This window comes from Acidovorax facilis (assembly GCF_023913775.1).
Classification (GTDB): Bacteria; Pseudomonadota; Gammaproteobacteria; order Burkholderiales; family Burkholderiaceae_C; genus Acidovorax; species Acidovorax facilis.
Window position 1 is genome coordinate 1 of the sequence record NZ_JAMXAX010000061.1, and the last position, 17,189, is coordinate 17,189.

17 protein-coding genes are annotated in these 17,189 nt (G+C 64.8%); 1 reads left to right on the forward strand and 16 read right to left on the reverse strand.

Annotated elements, in window-relative coordinates; translation table 11 throughout:
• Nucleotides 1-28 precede the first annotated feature (28 nt).
• Nucleotides 29-658 (forward strand): Smr/MutS family protein, encoded by a 630-nt coding sequence (locus tag NFX52_RS16840; RefSeq protein WP_238385821.1) that lies wholly within the window; start codon nt 29-31, stop codon nt 656-658.
• A 110-nt stretch (nt 659-768) separates the two neighbouring features.
• Here the strand turns inward: NFX52_RS16840 and NFX52_RS16845 are convergent, their stop codons facing one another.
• From NFX52_RS16845 to NFX52_RS16920, 16 genes are all read right to left on the reverse strand, one after another.
• Nucleotides 769-1,299, reverse strand: coding sequence for a midcut-by-XrtH protein (locus NFX52_RS16845; protein WP_082437687.1), 531 nt, complete (start codon nt 1,297-1,299; stop codon nt 769-771).
• Nucleotides 1,300-1,421: 122 nt separating this feature from the next.
• Nucleotides 1,422-3,443 carry a bifunctional 2',3'-cyclic-nucleotide 2'-phosphodiesterase/3'-nucleotidase gene (locus NFX52_RS16850; RefSeq protein WP_369801424.1) on the reverse strand — a complete coding sequence of 674 codons (2,022 nt, stop codon included), beginning with the start codon at nt 3,441-3,443 and terminating at the stop codon, nt 1,422-1,424.
• A gap of 125 nt (nt 3,444-3,568) precedes the next feature.
• Nucleotides 3,569-3,787: a DUF7661 family protein gene (locus tag NFX52_RS16855; RefSeq protein ID WP_055402809.1), complete on the reverse strand. Its 219-nt coding sequence runs from the start codon at nt 3,785-3,787 to the stop codon at nt 3,569-3,571.
• A gap of 14 nt (nt 3,788-3,801) precedes the next feature.
• Nucleotides 3,802-4,056 (reverse strand): GNAT family N-acetyltransferase, encoded by a 255-nt coding sequence (locus tag NFX52_RS16860; protein WP_353848489.1) that lies wholly within the window; start codon nt 4,054-4,056, stop codon nt 3,802-3,804.
• 414 nt (nt 4,057-4,470) lie between these two features.
• A complete protein-coding gene (locus NFX52_RS16865; protein ID WP_082437688.1) occupies nt 4,471-4,884 on the reverse strand; it encodes a GFA family protein in 414 nt (137 codons plus the stop codon).
• Between the two features lie 90 nt (nt 4,885-4,974).
• The gene (locus tag NFX52_RS16870) at nt 4,975-5,457 is read right to left on the reverse strand and encodes a RidA family protein (protein ID WP_055402810.1); all 483 of its coding nucleotides are present in this window, start codon (nt 5,455-5,457) and stop codon (nt 4,975-4,977) included.
• A 72-nt stretch (nt 5,458-5,529) separates the two neighbouring features.
• The gene (locus NFX52_RS16875; RefSeq protein ID WP_055402812.1) at nt 5,530-5,961 is read right to left on the reverse strand and encodes a group II truncated hemoglobin; all 432 of its coding nucleotides are present in this window, start codon (nt 5,959-5,961) and stop codon (nt 5,530-5,532) included.
• A gap of 94 nt (nt 5,962-6,055) precedes the next feature.
• Nucleotides 6,056-8,575 (reverse strand): ABC transporter permease, encoded by a 2,520-nt coding sequence (locus tag NFX52_RS16880; RefSeq protein ID WP_055402814.1) that lies wholly within the window; start codon nt 8,573-8,575, stop codon nt 6,056-6,058.
• A 40-nt stretch (nt 8,576-8,615) separates the two neighbouring features.
• The gene (locus tag NFX52_RS16885) at nt 8,616-10,247 is read right to left on the reverse strand and encodes a C13 family peptidase (protein WP_207402026.1); all 1,632 of its coding nucleotides are present in this window, start codon (nt 10,245-10,247) and stop codon (nt 8,616-8,618) included.
• 109 nt (nt 10,248-10,356) lie between these two features.
• Entirely contained in the window at nt 10,357-11,346 is a 990-nt protein-coding gene (locus NFX52_RS16890) for a formate dehydrogenase accessory sulfurtransferase FdhD (protein WP_055402818.1), read from the reverse strand.
• Nucleotides 11,347-11,489: 143 nt separating this feature from the next.
• A complete protein-coding gene (locus NFX52_RS16895) occupies nt 11,490-11,876 on the reverse strand; it encodes a hypothetical protein (RefSeq protein ID WP_055402902.1) in 387 nt (128 codons plus the stop codon).
• 11 nt (nt 11,877-11,887) lie between these two features.
• The gene (locus NFX52_RS16900) at nt 11,888-13,105 is read right to left on the reverse strand and encodes a formate dehydrogenase subunit gamma (protein ID WP_055402823.1); all 1,218 of its coding nucleotides are present in this window, start codon (nt 13,103-13,105) and stop codon (nt 11,888-11,890) included.
• Between the two features lie 8 nt (nt 13,106-13,113).
• Nucleotides 13,114-13,356 carry a hypothetical protein gene (locus tag NFX52_RS16905; RefSeq protein WP_055402825.1) on the reverse strand — a complete coding sequence of 81 codons (243 nt, stop codon included), beginning with the start codon at nt 13,354-13,356 and terminating at the stop codon, nt 13,114-13,116.
• The gene (gene fdh3B, locus NFX52_RS16910; RefSeq protein ID WP_055402827.1) at nt 13,356-13,973 is read right to left on the reverse strand and encodes a formate dehydrogenase FDH3 subunit beta; all 618 of its coding nucleotides are present in this window, start codon (nt 13,971-13,973) and stop codon (nt 13,356-13,358) included. Before fdh3B ends, NFX52_RS16905 begins: the two co-directional genes overlap by 1 nt.
• Nucleotides 13,974-13,996: 23 nt before the next feature.
• Nucleotides 13,997-16,957 carry a formate dehydrogenase subunit alpha gene (locus NFX52_RS16915; protein ID WP_055402829.1) on the reverse strand — a complete coding sequence of 987 codons (2,961 nt, stop codon included), beginning with the start codon at nt 16,955-16,957 and terminating at the stop codon, nt 13,997-13,999.
• A gap of 13 nt (nt 16,958-16,970) precedes the next feature.
• Nucleotides 16,971-17,180 carry a formate dehydrogenase gene (locus tag NFX52_RS16920; protein WP_055402831.1) on the reverse strand — a complete coding sequence of 70 codons (210 nt, stop codon included), beginning with the start codon at nt 17,178-17,180 and terminating at the stop codon, nt 16,971-16,973.
• Between the last annotated feature and the right edge of the window lie 9 nt (nt 17,181-17,189).

The following is a 17,189-nucleotide window of genomic DNA, read 5'->3' on the forward strand; positions in this document are numbered from 1 at the left end:
CGGCGAACGCATCACCCAGCTGCAGGACCTGGCCACCGTGGCCCGCCGCCTGCGCGAGGACCAGGAACGCCGCGAGGCCGAAGAGAAAGCCCGGCGCGAAGCAGCAGCCCGGGCCGAGGCCGAGCGCCACCTCTTCAGCCGCAGCGTGGGCCCCGTCACGCCGCTGCGCAACCCCAACGTGGCGCGGCTGCGCAAGCACCAGCCCCCGCCGCTGCCCGTGCAGCACTGGCTGGACGAAGAGCGCGTGCTGCGCGAATCCATCAGCGACGACTTTGACGTGACCACGCTGCTGGACACGGACGACCAGTTGAGCTTCCGCCGCCCCGGCATCGGCGTGGAGGTGACGAGCCGCCTGCGCGCGGGCCACTGGAGCATCCAGAGCCAGCTGGACCTGCATGGCCTGCGCGTGGACGAGGCGCGCGAGGCGCTGGGTGAATTCATCCGCCACGCCCACAAGACGGGCCTGCGCTGCGTGCGCGTGGTGCACGGCAAGGGGCTGGGCTCGCCCGGCAAAAGCCCTGTGCTCAAAGGGCGGGTGCACAGCTGGCTGGTGCAGAAGAATGAAGTCCTGGCCTTTGTGCAAGCCCGGGGGGATGAAGGTGGAGCAGGTGCCTTGGTGGTGCTGCTCCGTTCCGCGCGAAAAATGTTGCAAAAATAGCGTCTAGCGCTTTATGGGAAAGCGCTAACAGCTATATATTTGATAGCAAAAATTCCCACATCATCCCAACGCTACGCGTCGGGAATTGGGCCGCGTGGCGAAGCGTCCGGTCAAAGCTGATTGCTCTCCACCCGAACGTAGCAAAAGGGGATGGCGCTGTGGGCAGGGATTCGCATACCGACCAGGCACTGGGGCAAGGTGTTAGGCGGCACGATGGTGTACCCGGACGAAGCCGCCTGAATGCTCACGATGATCACGTCCTTGTCCCCGGAGTTGTAGACCACCTCGTCAATATCGGGCGGGAAGTTGTACGAAGACCCGATGTAGTTGGCTGCATCAATGCTGCCATTCGAGTACGCATTGCGTGCACCAAAGACGCTGCCCAGCACCAGGGTCACCCCCACGGCTGCCGCCAGCAGCGAGTAAAACCTGCCGCTCTGCCCCTGGCGCCGGAAGGCATGCCAAGCCAGCAACCCCAGGGTGGCCACCAAGGCCAGCATCCCCCACTCAGACAACGTCGGGATCGAGGACGCCAGTGCAAAGCTAATGACTCCGCCGGAAGCTGGCTGAGCCAGCGCCGCCCCAGAGAAAAACAACCCCAGCCCTGCACAGGCCCAGCGGCGAATAGCGGTTCGGTTCATAGCGACTCCAAAAAAGAGAATTGGGGGGCGATGAGGGTCGAATAGGAGCCTGCTCCGCCTATGGCAGTCACTCTAACACGTAACATTTTGTCTCCAAGAGCGGTATTTGTGTCCGTCCAGACTTACTTCGAGAGGTCTATCGCGTACTTCGACGTGCCCTTGCCCGATCCATCATCGGCCGCCAGCAGCGACACATTGGCCAGCCCGCCCGCCTGCGCCACGCTCAGCGCATTGGCGCCCGAGCTGAACACCACCGGGCCCGCTACCGTGGCCTTGGCAAAGCGCCAGCTCTTGGCCGCGCCGTTGGCCACGCGGGTTACCGCCGGGTTCTTGCGGATGTAGTCAATCACCACATCCCGGTTCGCATCGGGTGAGGCCCAGATCGTGCCCGAGCCATCGAGCTTGTCGATGAAGCTCTTGCCGCTGGTGGCGCGGTAGTTGTTGGTGGCAATCACAAACTCCTGCGCCACATCGATGGGCTTGCCCAGGTAGGTCAGGTTCTTGATGCGGCTGCCCACGGGCTGGGTCACGTCGATCTCGTACTGCACATCGGCCGTCGTGAACATGTCGAAGTTGTAGCCCGGGAAGGTGCTGATGAGCTGCTGCTCGGTGGTCTTGGCCGGGTCGATCTGGTTAAAGCGCTTGGCAGCAGCCTCCAGCCAGTTCTTGATGTCGCCACCATTCACCTTCACCGCATACACGGTGTTGGGGTACAGGTACAGGTCGGCCGCGTTGTTGATGGCCAGTGGGCCCACGGCCACGTCGGTGTAGTCGGCGCCGCCCTGAAAGCCGCTCTTGAACGGAGCACTGACCGACAGCACGGGCAGCTGCGCATACTGCGGCAGGCTGGCCTTGAGATACGCCGCCACGTAGGCCTGCTGGGCCTGGTTGACGATCTGGATCGCGCCCGGGTCGCCCACGTCAGCAAACAGCGTGCTCATGCGGAAGTCGGTCTGGCCGATGGGCGTTTTGACGTACTGGATGGCCGCCTGGTGCTGGGTTTCGATCAGCGGGGCAATGGCGGGGTCTGCCTCCACAGTCACCGTGGCGCCTGCGGCGTTCTTGCTCTGGGTGTTGCGCAGCTCGCTCTTGCTGGCGGACTTGTTGACCACCCACTTGGCACCATCCCACTGCAATGCCAGTTGCACCACGCCCAAGGACTTGCCCCACGAGCTGGCCATCACAGCGGGCACACCATTCACGGTGCCTGCCTTGTGGTCCACGCCAGGCATATTGAAGCTGGGGGTAACCGCCGTGTCAGGGAACACGCCATGCTGGTGGCCCATCACCATCGCATCGATGCCTGCAACCTTGGACAGGTAAAGGCCGGGGTTCTCCATGGTGGGCGAGTAAGCCGCGCTGTCCATGCCGCCGTGCAGCAGCGCGATCACGATGTCGGCGCCCTTGGCGCGCAGCTCGGGCACATATTTGTTGGCGGTCTCTACCGCGCCTTGGGTGGTCACCTTGCCTTCGAGGTAGCGCTTGTCCCAGCTCATGATGCCCGGCGTGGTGAAGCCGATCACGCCGATCTTGATGGGCAGCTTCACCTCTTTACCGTCCGCGCCCTTGGCCACCATCGTGCGCTCCAGCACGGTATAGGGCTGCACCAGCGGCTTGTTCGTCTTGTTGCTGGTCACATTGGCCAGCACCATCGGAAAGCCCGCACCCGCGCACTTCTTGCCAGCATCCACGCCGTCCACCTCCAGGCCACCACCCAGCACCTGGTTCAAGAACGGCAGGCCGTAGTTGAACTCGTGGTTGCCCAGCGTGCCCGCGTCAAATCCCAGCGCGCCCATCGCCTTGTACATGGACAGCTGCTGCGTGCAGCCGATGGGGTTGATGGTGGCTTCGTAGTCGGCCAGCGCCGTGCCCTGGATGGTGTCGCCGTTGTCCACCAGCAGCGTGTTGGCAAACTCCTTGCGCGCGGCGCGCACCAGCGTGGCCGTGCGCTCAAAGCCATAGCTCTTGTCCTCGGCCAGCTTGAAGTAGTCGTAGCTGCGCACGTTGAAGTGCAGGTCGGTGGTCTCCAGCACGGCCAGCGTGGCAGTGGCGCCTGCATTGCTATTGCTGTCGTCGCTGCCACCGCAAGCAGCCAGAGAGGCCGCCAGTGCCACCATGCCTAGCGCGGCCACGCGGCGCGACATGTGCGAAGAAAGAACCGAATGGATTGGAGTTCGCGCAGACATGAACAGTCCCTGGGTGAAAGAAGGGACCGAGTGTCTGGCAGGGGTTTGACAGCGGTGTGACGCGGCACCCCGTCGTCAGGATGTCAGTCGATGCGGTGCACGTCGCCGTTGTGCGGCGAGGCACTTTCGTGGAACAGGTCTTCGAGGAACTGCACCAGCTCATGCTCTTGCACAAAATCCGGAATCACAAAACCGGAGGGGGTGCGCTTGCCATCGCCGCCCACACGGTAGGCCTGCCACAGCGCACCTTCGCGCCGCACCTCGACGATGCGGCCAAAAACATTGAAACGCGGGTGGTTCATGGGATTCAAGCGTGTCAGGTGGAGCGTGCGCGCTCCATTGCAATCGCCGACGGAGCAAAACCCATTCTCGCAAAAAATTCGGATGCACCTGGACGGCCAGCGCGCAGCACCCAGGTGGCTGCGGGCGCCTTGACCAATGCTTGTTGCACCAACGCGCGCCCCAGCCCCCGGCCCCGAAACGCAGGGGCCACGACCAGCATGGACAGATAGCCATTGCGAAGAGCCTGTTTACGATCTCGCAGGGGATCGCGTTGGAGCGCAATCGGGATGAGTGGACGCTTCGGATGCGCCGCATGGGCTCATGCCCATGCAAGCAGCCGGGGCGTCTAATCGCCCGATTTCGCTTCAACCCTTCGGGCAGTGGTCTTTGCGGGTGGTCTGCGGCGTTGCAGCGCTTGTGGATAGCCGGGCTATCCACTGCGCACCGCGCCTTGCATTCCATCCCGCCAAGACCGCTGCGCGACCCCTGGGAGATCGTAAACAGGCTCTTGGCCCGTCGGTAATGGCGCGCGCATAGCCCACCACCTCGTCCCCGTGCAGCGCCACCAGGTTGCACTGCGACGCAGCCACCAGCGCCTCGAACTTCGACAGGGTGCCTAGCCGGTGCGACCAGCCGTGCGCAACCAGCAAGGTATACACCTGCGGAAGGTCCTGATCAACAAGGTCTCTGACCGCCATGGCCCCTACCCCTGCGGCTCTTGCGGATAGCCATCCCCGATCACCACCCAGGGGGCTTTGGAGTCCACGTAGATGTGTTTTTGGGGCGGCGTGTCGTAGGGCGTGTCCAGCGTTCCCAGCGGCACGGCCACCCAGTCGGCGTGGGCGCCCTCGCTGTGCCACAGCAGGGGCGAGCCACACACCGAGCAGAACGTGCGTGTGACCTGGGCCGAAGACTGGTAGGTGCGCAACAGCGCCTGGCCCAACACAAACCGGTGGTGCTCACGCCGCACGCTGGCATAGCTGCCAAACGCCGCGCCATGCGCCTTGCGGCACATTGAGCAGTGGCAGTGCGAGGCGGCCTGCAAAGGTGCGGTGGTCTCGTAGCGCACGCCGCCGCACAAGCAGCTTCCACGGTGAACGGGTTCCGTCATGGTCATCGGGCTCTCCTACGGTTTCTGCCAGGGTACGTGCGCAGCCCCTGGCCCCTGGCCCCTGGCCCCTGGCGTCTGGCGTCTGGTGCTGGGTGGTCAGAGGGCCGTGGGTGCCACGGTGGCGATCAGGTCCACCTCGACCGTCGCGTTCTTGGGCAGTTGCAGCACGCCCACCGACGTGCGCGTATGTGCCCCGGCGTCGCCCAGCACGGTGAACAAGACTTCGGAAGCGCCGTCCGCCACCTCACTTTGCTGCGTGAATGTCGGCGCCGACTGCACATACACGGTGATGCGCAGGATAGCCTGCAGCGCATCGAGCGAGCCCAGCGCGCGCTGCAGCAGGGCCAGCGCGCGCATCACACACACCTTGGCCGCCGTCTGCGCCTGGGCCAGCGTCGCATCTGCGCCGGCCGCACCTGTGACCACCACGGTGTCGCCCACGCGCGGGATCTGCCCGCTCAGGTAGATGTGGTGCCCATCACGGACCAGCGGCACGTAGTTGCCGCCGATCTTGATCTCGCCATCGAAGCTGTAGCCCAGGGCCTGGGCCTGTTCCTGAAAACGGGCATCGCGGGACATAAAAAACAGCTCCTTTTCTCAAAAAACAGCGCACAGCACAGCGGATGCACGCCCACCAAACCCCAGCGGTTGTCAAACGCCCTTGTTGCGCATCCAGTCGGCCGTGCCCATGAAGCTCTCCTTCAAGCGCGCGCGCAGGTCTGCAGGCACGCCGGTCTCGCCCATGGCCTGGTCCATGCAGGCCACCCACTGGTCGCGCTCCTTGATACCGATAGAAAACGGCATGTGGCGCGCGCGCAGCCGGGGGTGGCCGAACTGGTCGGTGTAGTACGAGGGACCGCCAAGCCAGCCGCAGAGGAACATGAACAGCTTTTGCCGCGCCTGACCCAGGTCGCTGCCGTGGGCGGCCCGCAGCTCCGCGTAGCCTGGCTCCAGGTCCATCAGGTCGTAAAAGCGCTCGACCAACGCGCGCACCCGGCTTTCGCCACCGATCCATTCGAAGGGGATGACGGCAGCCACGGCTTCGGTGCCTTCGCTACCAGCTTGGGGGGTATCAGAATTCATAGCAAAACAGGCCCTAGCGCTTATCCATAAAGCGCAACAAGCTATCGAAAATATAGCAAATCAACTACAACACAGGCCAAGGCCATGCACCTGCTCACTCTGCCGAGCGCCGCAGCGTATCGACCACCGGGCGCAGCAACACCTCACGCAGGCCCCACCAGCCCGCAGCCAGCGCCAGCAAGGCCCCAGCCACGGCGCCCGCCAGGGGCACCCAGGGGGCAGCCGTCCAGGTGAAGTCGAACACAAAGCGCGCCAACGCCCAGCCCACGCCCACCGCCACGGCGCTGGCCAGAAAGCCCGCGAGCAGGCCCACGCCCATCAGCTCGGCGCGCTGCACCTGCCGCAGCAGGCTGGCGCGGGCGCCCACGGCACGCATGATGGCGTATTCGCGAGCACGCTCTTCGCGCGTGGCCGTGACGGCGGCAAACAGCACCACCAGCCCAGCAGCCAGGGTGAAGGCGAACAGGAATTCGACCGCGCGGATCACCTGCTCCAGCACGCGCTGCACCTGGGCAATGGTGGCACCCATGTCTACGTTGGTGATGTTGGGAAACTGGCGCACCAGGCCGTTGTCAAAGCCGTTGGTCTCGGGCGCACGGTACGCCGCCAGGTAGGTCACGGGCACGTCCTTGACGGTGGCCACGGGGTACATCACGAAGAAGTTGGCCCGCATCGAGCCCCAGTCCACCTTGCGCAGGCTGGTGATGCGTGCCTCGTTCTGCACGCCGCCCATGTCGAACAGCAGGCGGTCGCCCATCTTCAGGCCCAGGGTTTCGGCAATGCCTTCTTCGACGCTGATCGCGCCCTCTTCGCCCGGCGTCCAGGCACCGGCCACCACCTGGTTGTGGGGCGGTGCCTCCACGGCGTTCGACAGGTTGAACTCACGGTCCACCAGGCGCTTGGCGCGGTCGTCGGTGTAGTCGGCCGGGCCCACGGGTTTGCCGTTCACGGCCAGCAGGCGGCCCCGGATCATGGGGTACCAGTCGTACTTGGCCACGCCACCGTCCTTGAGCGTCTGCTGGAAGGCGTCGGCCTGGTCGGGCATCACGTTGATCACAAAACGGTTGGGCGCATCGGGCGGGGTAGCCTTGCGCCAGCTGTCCACCAGGTCGGTGCGCAGCAGCACCAGCAGCACAAGCGCCAGCAGCCCCACGGCCAGGCTGCTCACCTGCACCACGGCATAGGCCGGGCGCGCAGAAATCTGCCGTGTGGCCAGTACCAGCCAGCGGGGCGCGGTAGCCTCGTTCACACTTTTGCGCAGCAGCTTCACCGCCACCCACGACAGCCCGGCAAAGAGGGCCACCGCCCCGGCAAAGCCACCCACGGCAATCAGGCCCAGCGTGATGTCGCTGCTGACCGTGAGCAGCAAGGCGGCAAAGCCTGCCACCCCAATGCCCAGCACCGCCAGCGAGGCAGGCTTGAGCCCGCCCACGTCGCGCCGGATCACCCGCAGCGGCGGTACCTGGGCCAGTTGCAGCACAGGGGGCAGACCAAAGGCAAACAGCAGCGTGAGCCCCATGCCCAGCCCAAACGCCACAGGCCACAGGCTGGGCGGCGGCAGGGCCGACTCGACCAGGCCCGCCAGCAGCAGCACAAAGGCGTAGTGCACCAGATAGCCCAGCGCCACGCCCAATGAGCTGGCAAACAGGCCCACCAACGCAAATTCGGCCGTGTAGGCGCCCGCGATGGTGCGCTGGCTTTGGCCCAGCACCCGCAGCATGGCCGAGGCATCCAGGTGCTCGGCCGCAAAGCCGCGCGCGGCCAGGGCCACGGCCACGGCCGACAGCAGCGCTGCCAGCAGGGCCACCAGGCTCAGGAATTTCTGCGCGCGGTCCAGCGTCTGGCGCATTTCCGGGCGGCCGCTTTCGAGCGACTCCACGCGCACGCCGTGCACGTCGGGCTTTTTCGATTCGGCAACAGCCCATTCGCTGAACGCCTTGACCGCAGGGGCCGACCCGATGACGGCGAAGCGGTAGGTCAGGCGGCTTGCGGGCTGCACCAGGCCGGTGGCGGGCAGGTCGGCCTCGTTCACCATCACCCGTGGGGCGAAGCTCATGAAACCGGCGCCGCGGTCGGGCTCGATCACGATGATGCGTGCAATGCGCAGCTGCGAATCGCCCAGCAGCAGCATGTCGCCCATCGCCAGGTTCAACGATTCGAGCAGCGGGGCATCCACCCACACCTCGCCGCGCGCCGGGATGTCGCGGGTGGGCTGGTCGAGCGCGCCGGGGGCGTCTGCCACCTTGAGGCTGCCACGCAGCGGGTAGCCCGGGGGCACGCTTTTGAGCGCCACCAGCTTGCTGGCGCCGCCCTGGGCGTCACTGGCGCGGCCCATGGTCGGAAAGCCCAGCGTGGTCACGGTCTGCAGGCCCAGGGCCTTGGCCTGCTCGACAAAGGCGGGGGGCGTGGGGTTGTCGCTGGCCACTACGGCATCGCCCCCGAGCAGCTGCAAGGCATCGCGCTGCAGGCCACCTTGCAGGCGGTCGGCAAAAAAACCGACCGACGTGAGGGCTGCCACCGCCAGCGTAACGGCCACGATCAGCAGCCGCAACTCGCCCGCGCGCAGGTCACGGGCCAGCGTGCGCCAGCCCAAGCGTAAAAAAGACAGGTTCATGGCGCTGAACCTTAGCGCAAATGGAACGCTCTGGCGAAGCTCAGGGCTTTGCGCCCGCTGCGGCCACCTGGGCCTCCGCGCTGCCTTCTGCCTCTGCCGTTTGCAGGCGATGCTCCAGCGCACGCAGCACCGGCACAATCTGCGCGCCCACATGGATCTGCGGGTTGGAGAAGCCGTCTTGCTTGCCCGCCTCCACCTCGCGCTGCGCAATCACGGGGACGGCCTTGGCAAAGGCTTCGGTGAACGAATGCGTCTGGCGCAGCTGTTCGTGGAAGACCGCGCGGCCAAAGAAGGTCAGCTCGGAGCGCGTGCCGCAGCCGTACGACGTGTGCGTGGCATCGGCGGCGGTCATGATGAGGCTGCTGTCGGTGGCCAGGGGCTCGATCCAGCCGCCCGAGAAACAGGCCGACACGGCAATCACGCGGTGGCGGATGCCCGCCTCGTCCAGCATGGCGCGCAGCATTTCGGGCGTGACGGGGGGCACCTCCAGCGGCCAGTGCGAGGCCGCCAACTCATGGTTGCGCGCACCGTGCGAGGTCATGTAGATCACCAGCACATCGCTGTCGCGGTCCATGCGCTGGGCCAGCGCAGCGATGGCACGCTGCAGGTTCTGCGGCGTGGCCCAGGCATGCGTATCGGCGGTTTCTGCGTGGTTGAGCAGGTGAACCACACGGCCCTGGGCGTCAAAGCGCTCTTGCAGCAGCGTGCTGACCATGGTGCTTTCACGCCGGAACACGTTTTCGCTGGCGTAGGGGGCGAACACGAGCCCATAGACATCCGCCACGCCATCGCGGCCAGCAGGCAGGGCCTGCACTTGCCGATCCCAGAGCGCCTGCTGGTTTTCAAAGACTGCCTGCGAGAGGACAAGGTGCGCGGGCTCCGGTTGTGCCTGCCCCTCCTCGCCCGACTGGGCAGATGCAGCGGCCAAGGCGTCCAGCTCCCAGGGCTGGTCCTGGAACTGCCACATGCCCACCCCGATCACGGCTGCCATGGCCACCGAAAAGATGGCCGTGCGCAGCCGCGAGCGGATGAAGCGCGCACTCACCACCACCAGCGTGGCCAGCACCCACAGCGTGAGCACGCCATAGGCCACCCAGAAAATATTGCCAGCCACCGCCCCGCCCCACAGGTCTGGCTTGTGCGCCACGGCCCCCATCAAGACATACAGCAGCAACAAAGGCGCCAGCGGAGCCCACGCCGACAACACATACCAGGCCGCCAGCCCGCCCGAAGGCCCCGAAACACCCTCCGAGGGCTCTTGTGCCGCCGCACGCTGGGCCGGGGCCATGGCCCACCAGGCCAGCCACATCAGCACCAGGCTGCTCCACATCGGCGCCAGCCAGCCCCGCAGATTGAACTGCACAGGCCCCGCTACCTGAAACCGCGCAGCCCCCACCAGCAACGCGCCACCCAGCAGCGATAGCACCAGCACCTGCCAGGGTGAAGGCGCTGCAGCAGCAGTGCGCGGCGAGAGGAACAACGCGGCCCGCAGGCCTTCGCGCATCCAGTCCCACAGGGACAACTTGGCGGGAGCCGGGGCCATGGTGGATGCGGCGCCGGCAGACGGCGCGGGCGGCTGCTCCCCCAAGGGAATTTCGATCTTGGCGGACTCGGGCCCCCACTGGCTGGGCAGGGTATCGGCCCAGGCGCTCTTGGCGTTCAGGTCTTTCATGGGGCGATCATGCCATTGTGGGAGCGGTTTCTTTCAACCACCAGCCGGTAGTTCGGACTGCGATGTTTCCCGAAATCGCGTAACGCCCCCTTCACACAGCCCCGCCTCCTCAGGAGGCAGTTCCAGCTCCGCCCCTGGCCACCGGTACGACGGGTACCTGCGCCAGCTCCGGCTGCAGCACCAGCCGATCTGCTCCGCTGTAGCAGACAAACCGGCGATTGGTGGCGCGCCCGATGGCGCACAGGCCCAGTTGCTGCGCTACGGCGTGTCCCATCTGGGTCATGCCGCTGCGGGACACCACGATGGGGACGCCCATCTGCGCAGATTTGATGACCATTTCGCTGGTGAGTCGGCCCGTGGTGTAGAACACCTTGTCTGCACCGGACATGGGCGCGTGCAGGCTCTCCGAAGCAGCATTTTCTGCAGGCGTGCCGCCGGATAGCGTGGAGGAAACGCCACTTTCCGGACCCTTGCCATCTGTATTCATCCACATCCACCCTGCAATGGTGTCGATGGCGTTGTGGCGCCCCACGTCTTCCACAAAGGTGAGCAGCGCCTCCCCCCGGAACAAGGCGCAACCGTGCACGGAGCCTGCGGACTTGTAGGTGGTTTCCTTGAGGCGGATGGCGTTGACGATGCCGTACAGCTCGCCTTGGGTCAGGCGTGCCTCAGGCAAGGTGATGCGGTCCACCTCGTCCATGAGCCCGCCAAACACACTGCCTTGGCCGCAGCCGGTGGTGACCACTTTGCTCGCGGTGCGCTCTTCAATGCGGGCAATGCCGTGGCGCGTGCGCACGGCGGCGGCGTGCACCTCCCAGTCGACGGTGATGGATTCGATGTCGAACACGGACTCCACCAGCCGCTGGTTGCGCAGATAGCCCAGCACCAGCAGTTCCGGCTGCGCGCCCAGGGTCATGAGGGTGACGAGTTCACGCTTGTCGACATAGATGGTGAGCGGCCGCTCGGCGGGGATCTGCACCTGCTCGCGCTCGCCCAGTTCGTTCACGACCTCCACGCTGTGGGTAAGGGGCGCATGCGCCTGCGTCAGGCGCGGCAGCACGGGCGCAGCCGGGGAGGCGGAAGGTGATGAAAGAGACATGGGGCGAATATACGCAGTACCTCTCCCCAAGGCGGGGCATGGGGCATCTGAATCGGGGAAATGCACGTACTGCGACCACCACAAAAAAGCCGCGCTCCACCAAGTGGGCGCGGCTCTTTTTGACGGCGGGACAGTGGCTGGCGTCAGGACTTGGGCGCTGACGCAGCTGCGGCAGGTGCCAGCGTGCTGGGTGGGCTGCTGGCTGTGCCCGGTGGCGAATGGGCACCCGCCGCTTCAATGGGCTTGGCAGCAGGCGGTGTGTAGGCGAAGGGGCCGGGGTCGGTGCACCCTGCGCCTGCTGCCGTTGCAGGCTTGGCTGTTGGCGTGGTTTTGCGGTAGTGGGCCGCCACACGGTCTTGTGACAGGCACAACTTGTAGTTGTCCACCTTGCCGGCCCAGGCGGCTTTGGCCGCCGCCTCGGCAGCTTTGGCGGCAGCCTCCGGTGAAGGCGCAGGCAGCTTGGCCGATGCCAGGGTACAGACGCTGGCCGCGCACAACGCCAGCAGGGAAGATCGAGAAAATTGCATCATGGTGCGAAACCTCATACCTGCGCGGGCTGGCCCGCAGATGGTGTAGCTGCAGCATCGGCTGCGGATGGGTTGGCGCTGCGCTGGCGGGGAATCTTGCCCGCTTGCACGTCGTCGTACCAAAGCTCGTGGTGCTCCTTGGCCCACCCCTCGCTCACGTACCCCGTCCTCATGGCCTTGTAGGCGCCGCGCATGCCCACCGTGCCCATGTAGATGTGGCCGCAGATCAGCGCCATCATCCAGATCGCCAGGGTGGCGTGGATCATGTGGGCGATCTGCATGTCGCCGCGCACGTCACCAAAGCCAGGAATGAGCTTGTCGAGCACCAAGCCGGTGGCCACCACAAAGATGCCGGGGATGGTGATACCCCACCAGAACAGGCCCTTCTCGCCGGCGTTGAAGCGGTGGGAAGGAACCTGGTGGTCACCCCCCAGCATGCCGCCGCCCTTGGACAGCCACACAAAGTCGGCCCGGTTGGCGATGTTGTCCTTGACGAAGGTAAGGATGATCACCAGCAATGAGACAGCAAACAGCGGTCCCATGAAGTTGTGCACGTTCTTGAGCGCATACGTAAGCCAGCCAAACAACGTGGCCCCCATGATGGGCAGCAGGAAGAACTTGCCAAACGCCATGACGATGCCAGAGATGGCCAAAGCGATGAACGCAAAGGCATTGGACCAGTGCGCAGCACGCTCGAAAGGTGTGAAGCGTTCGATGCGGCGGGCTCCGGTGCCGTCAGGGTGCTCATGCCCCAGCGGACCTTTGACAAAGTAGAAGATGCCCAACGCCAGCAACACGATGGCAAACAAGGCCGCACCGTAAGGAATGATCCAGTGGTTGCGCACCTGGCGCCATGCCTCGCCTGCGTTGGTGAAACGCGAGCCTGGGTACTGCACGAACGGCTGGATCAGGTTGCCCGCCTCGGGCGCCTGGCTTTTAGGCAGGCTGCTGTAGCCCGTCACGCCCTGCCCCACCTGGCGCCACATGGGCGCGTTGTTGCCGGGCTGTACCTTGGCGCGTTCGCCATTGGTCTGCTCGGCGTATTTGGGGTCTGCGCTGGCGTCTGGCTTGACCTCGAAAATGCTTTGGCTTTGAATGCCGCCGGTCGCTGCGGGAGCAGCCGGTGCCGTGACCGCAGGCGCGGCGGCATCTGGCGCTGCCGGAGCCTGGGCACCCGCTGGCCCCCAGGCACATCCCGCCGCCAAAGCCAGGGACCACATGATGTGTTTCATGGCGGGCCTCACTTGGACTGGGTGCGGGTGTATTCGTTCTGGCCGTACAGCTGACGCGCCTTCAACTGCGCTTCCCAACCGGCTTTGTCTCCGGCCTTCCAGCCGGGCTGCATGAAATTGCTGCCCGTACCTGCATAGGGAGCTGCATCGCTACGGATGCCCGCGCCGGTCTGCGGCTTCTCGCCACAGGCGGTCAGCGCCACCAGCGCCACAGCGGCGGCCAGGGCCGAATGAACAAGACGCTTCATCATCATGACTTGCCTCCTGCAGGCTGGCCTGCCTGTTGTGAACCATAGGCCGTGCCCCAGCCCCACACCTCGGCGCCCTTGCCGCGCTGCACCACCCGGTTGCGGAAGATGTCGGCCACCACATCGCCATCACCCGCCAGCAGGGCCTTGGTGGAGCACATTTCTGCACAGGCGGGCAGCTTGCCCTCGGCCAGGCGGTTGCGGCCGTATTTTTCAAACTCGGCCTGGCTGCCGTGGGTCTCGGGGCCACCGGCGCAGAAGGTGCACTTGTCCATCTTGCCACGCACGCCGAAGGTGCCGGACGAAGGGAACTGCGGCGCGCCAAAGGGGCAGGCGTAACTGCAGTAGCCGCAACCAATGCACACATCCTTGTCGTGCAGCACCACACCTTCTTCGGTGCGATAAAAGCAATTGACGGGGCAAACAGCCATGCAGGGTGCATCGCTGCAGTGCATGCACGCGACCGAGATGGACTTTTCGCCCGGTACACCGTCGTTGAGCGTGACCACGCGGCGGCGGTTCACGCCCCAGGGCACCTCGTGTTCGTTTTTGCAGGCGGTCACGCAGCCGTTGCATTCGATGCAGCGCTCTGCGTCACAGATGAATTTCATTCGTGCCATGTGTGTCTCCTTGCGTGGCGCGATCAGGCGCGTTCCACGTTGCAGATCGTGGTCTTGGTTTCTTGCATCATGGTCACGCTGTCGTAGCCATACGTCGTTGCGGTGTTCACGGCTTCACCGCGCACCACAGGCGCCGCGCCCTTGGGGTAATAAGCCAGCATGTCCGCGCCCTGCCAGCGGCCCGAGAAGTGGAACGGCATCCACACCGTATCGGGCGCCACGCGCTCGGTGACCAGGGCCTGCACGTTGATGCGGGCGCCAGTGGGAGAACTGAGCCACACACGCTCGCCGTTGCGAATGCCCCGGTCTGCGGCCGTCTTGGGGTTGATCTCGACAAACGACTCCTGCTGCAGCTCGGCCAGCCAGGGGTTGGAGCGGGTTTCCTCGCCACCGCCTTCGTATTCGACCAGACGGCCAGAGCTGAGGATGAGCGGGAATTTCTCGTGCACCTTGTCCGCCACGTTTTTCTCCTGCACGCTCTTGTACAGCGTGGGCAGGCGCCAGAAGGTCTTCTTGTCGTCGTGGGTGGGGTACTTGGCCATGAGATCGGGCCGGGTGCCATACAGCGGTTCGCGGTGCTGCGGAATGGCATCGGGGAAGTTCCACACCACAGCGCGGGCCTTGGCGTTGCCAAACGGATGGCAGCCATGCTTCATGGCCACGCGAATGATCGCGCCCGTAGGGTCGGTCTTCCAGTTCTTGCCTTCGGCCTTGGCCTTCTCGGCGTCACTCAGGTCGTCCCACCAGCCCAGCTTTTTCAGCAGCACATGGTCGAACTCGGGGTAGCCCGTGGTGATCTCGCTGCCCACCGAATGCGAGCCGTCCTCGGCCAGCAGATTGACGCCATCCTTCTCGACGCCGAAGTTGGCGCGGAAGTTGCCGCCGCCTTCCATCACGTGTTTGGAGGTGTCGTACAGGTTGGGCGAGCCAGGGTGCTTGAGCTCCGGCGTGCCGTAGCAGGGCCATGGCAAGCCAAAATAGTCACCACCAAAGTCGTAACCAGTTTCCTTGTCCTTGCCGCCCTTCGACTTCAGGGTCTTCACATCGAACAGATGCATGTTCCGCATGTGAGCCTTCAGGCGCTCAGGGCTCTGGCCGGTGTAGCCAATGGTCCAGACCGACTTGTTGATTTCGCGCAGGATGTCTTCGACCACGGGTTCGTCCATGCCCTTGACCTTCTGCATCTTGTAGTTCTTGGACAGCTCGGCCGCGAAGCCCAGCTTTTCAGCGAACTGGTGCATGATCATGTGGTCCGAACGGCTCTCCCAGAGCGGCTCGATGACCTTCTCGCGCCACTGGATGGAACGGTTGGAGGCCGTGCACGATCCACTGGTTTCAAACTGCGTGGCGGCTGGCAGCAGGTACACCGCACGGTTGGGGTTCAGGTCTTCGGCCTTGCCGGGCATAGCGGCCATGGCGGCGGTGGCCGAGGGGTACGGGTCCACCACCACGAGCAGATCCAGCTTGTCCATGGCCCGCTTCATTTCAAGGCCACGGGTCTGCGAATTGGGCGCGTGGCCCCAGAAGAACACGCCGCGCAGGTTGGAGTCCTGGTCGATCAGCTCATTCTTCTCCAGCACACCATCGATCCAGCGCGATACGGTGATGCCGCTCTTGGTCATCATCGCGGGCGATGCGTACTGCTTTTTGATCCACTCGAAGTCCACCCCCCAGACTGCGGCGAAGTGCTTCCACGAGCCTTCGGCCAGGCCGTAGTAGCCGGGCAGCGAATCGGGGTTGGGACCGACATCGGTGGCACCTTGCACGTTGTCGTGGCCGCGGAAGATGTTGGTGCCGCCGCCTGTTTTGCCCACATTGCCCAGTGCCAGTTGCAAAATGCACGAGGCACGCACCATGGCGTTGCCGATGGTGTGCTGGGTCTGGCCCATGCACCACACGATGGTGCCAGGGTTGTTGTCGTGCAGCATCTTGGCGACCTTGAACATCTGGTCTTCCTTGACGCCGCAGGCCTCTTCCACCTTGTCGGGAGTCCACTTGGCCAGCACATCCTCGCGCACCTTCTCCATGCCATAGACACGGTCGTTGATGTACTTCTTGTCTTCCCAGCCGTTCTTGAAGATGTGGTACAGCAGGCCGAAGAGGAACGGGATGTCGGTGCCCGAGCGGATGCGTACGTACTCGTCGGCCTTGGCTGCGGTGCGGGTGAAGCGTGGGTCCACCACGATCATCTTGCAGCCGGTTTCCTTGGCGTGCAGCATGTGCAGCATGCTCACCGGGTGGGCCTCGGCCGCGTTGGAGCCGATGTACAGAGCGACCTTGCTGTTTTGCATGTCGTTGTACGAGTTGGTCATGGCGCCATAGCCCCATGTGTTGGCCACGCCTGCCACGGTGGTCGAGTGGCAGATGCGCGCCTGGTGGTCGCAGTTGTTGGTGCCCCAGAAGCTCACAAACTTGCGCAGCAGATAGGCCTGCTCGTTGTTGTGCTTGGACGAGCCGACGAAGTACACGCTATCCGGGCCGCTGGCGGCACGCAGCTCTTTCATCTTGGCCGTGATTTCGTTCAGGGCCGTGTCCCAGCTGATGCGCTCGTATTTGCCGTTGACGAGCTTCATGGGGTAGCGCAGGCGGTACTCCCCGTGGCCGTGTTCACGCAGTGCCGCACCCTTGGCGCAGTGGGCGCCCAGGTTGATGGGCGAATCGAACACAGGCTCTTGCCGCACCCACACGCCGTTTTCGACGACCGCATCCACCGCACACCCCACCGAGCAGTGGGTGCAGATGGTGCGGCGTACTTCGATCTTGCTGTCGCCGATGCCCACCTTGGCACCCTCGGCAGCATTGGATTTTTTGACCAGCGTGAGCTGCGACGCCGCAATACCCACGCCCACCCCCAGGCCGGAGCGGCGCAGGAACGAGCGGCGGTCCATCGTGGGCAGCGCCTGCGACAGGCCACGGCGCAAGCTGTGCACAAAAGGAGACGATGCGACCTGCGCAGCGTGGGAGGACTTCTTGGTTAGCAACATGGCACGCCCCGCTTCAGAGTTGGGTGGTCTTGTAGTACTGCTTCACGTGCGCAGACAGGTGATAGCCACCGCCTTTTTCTGGCGCCACCCGAGCGGGTTCAGACACGACGGCATCTGAGGGAACTACATGGGGGAGTGCCACGACGGCTGCGGCTGCAGCCCCTACGGTGGCGGCGCCGGAGAAGAAGCTCCGGCGTGAGGAATTGGGCTGGCGGTTCTGCATGCTTGTCTC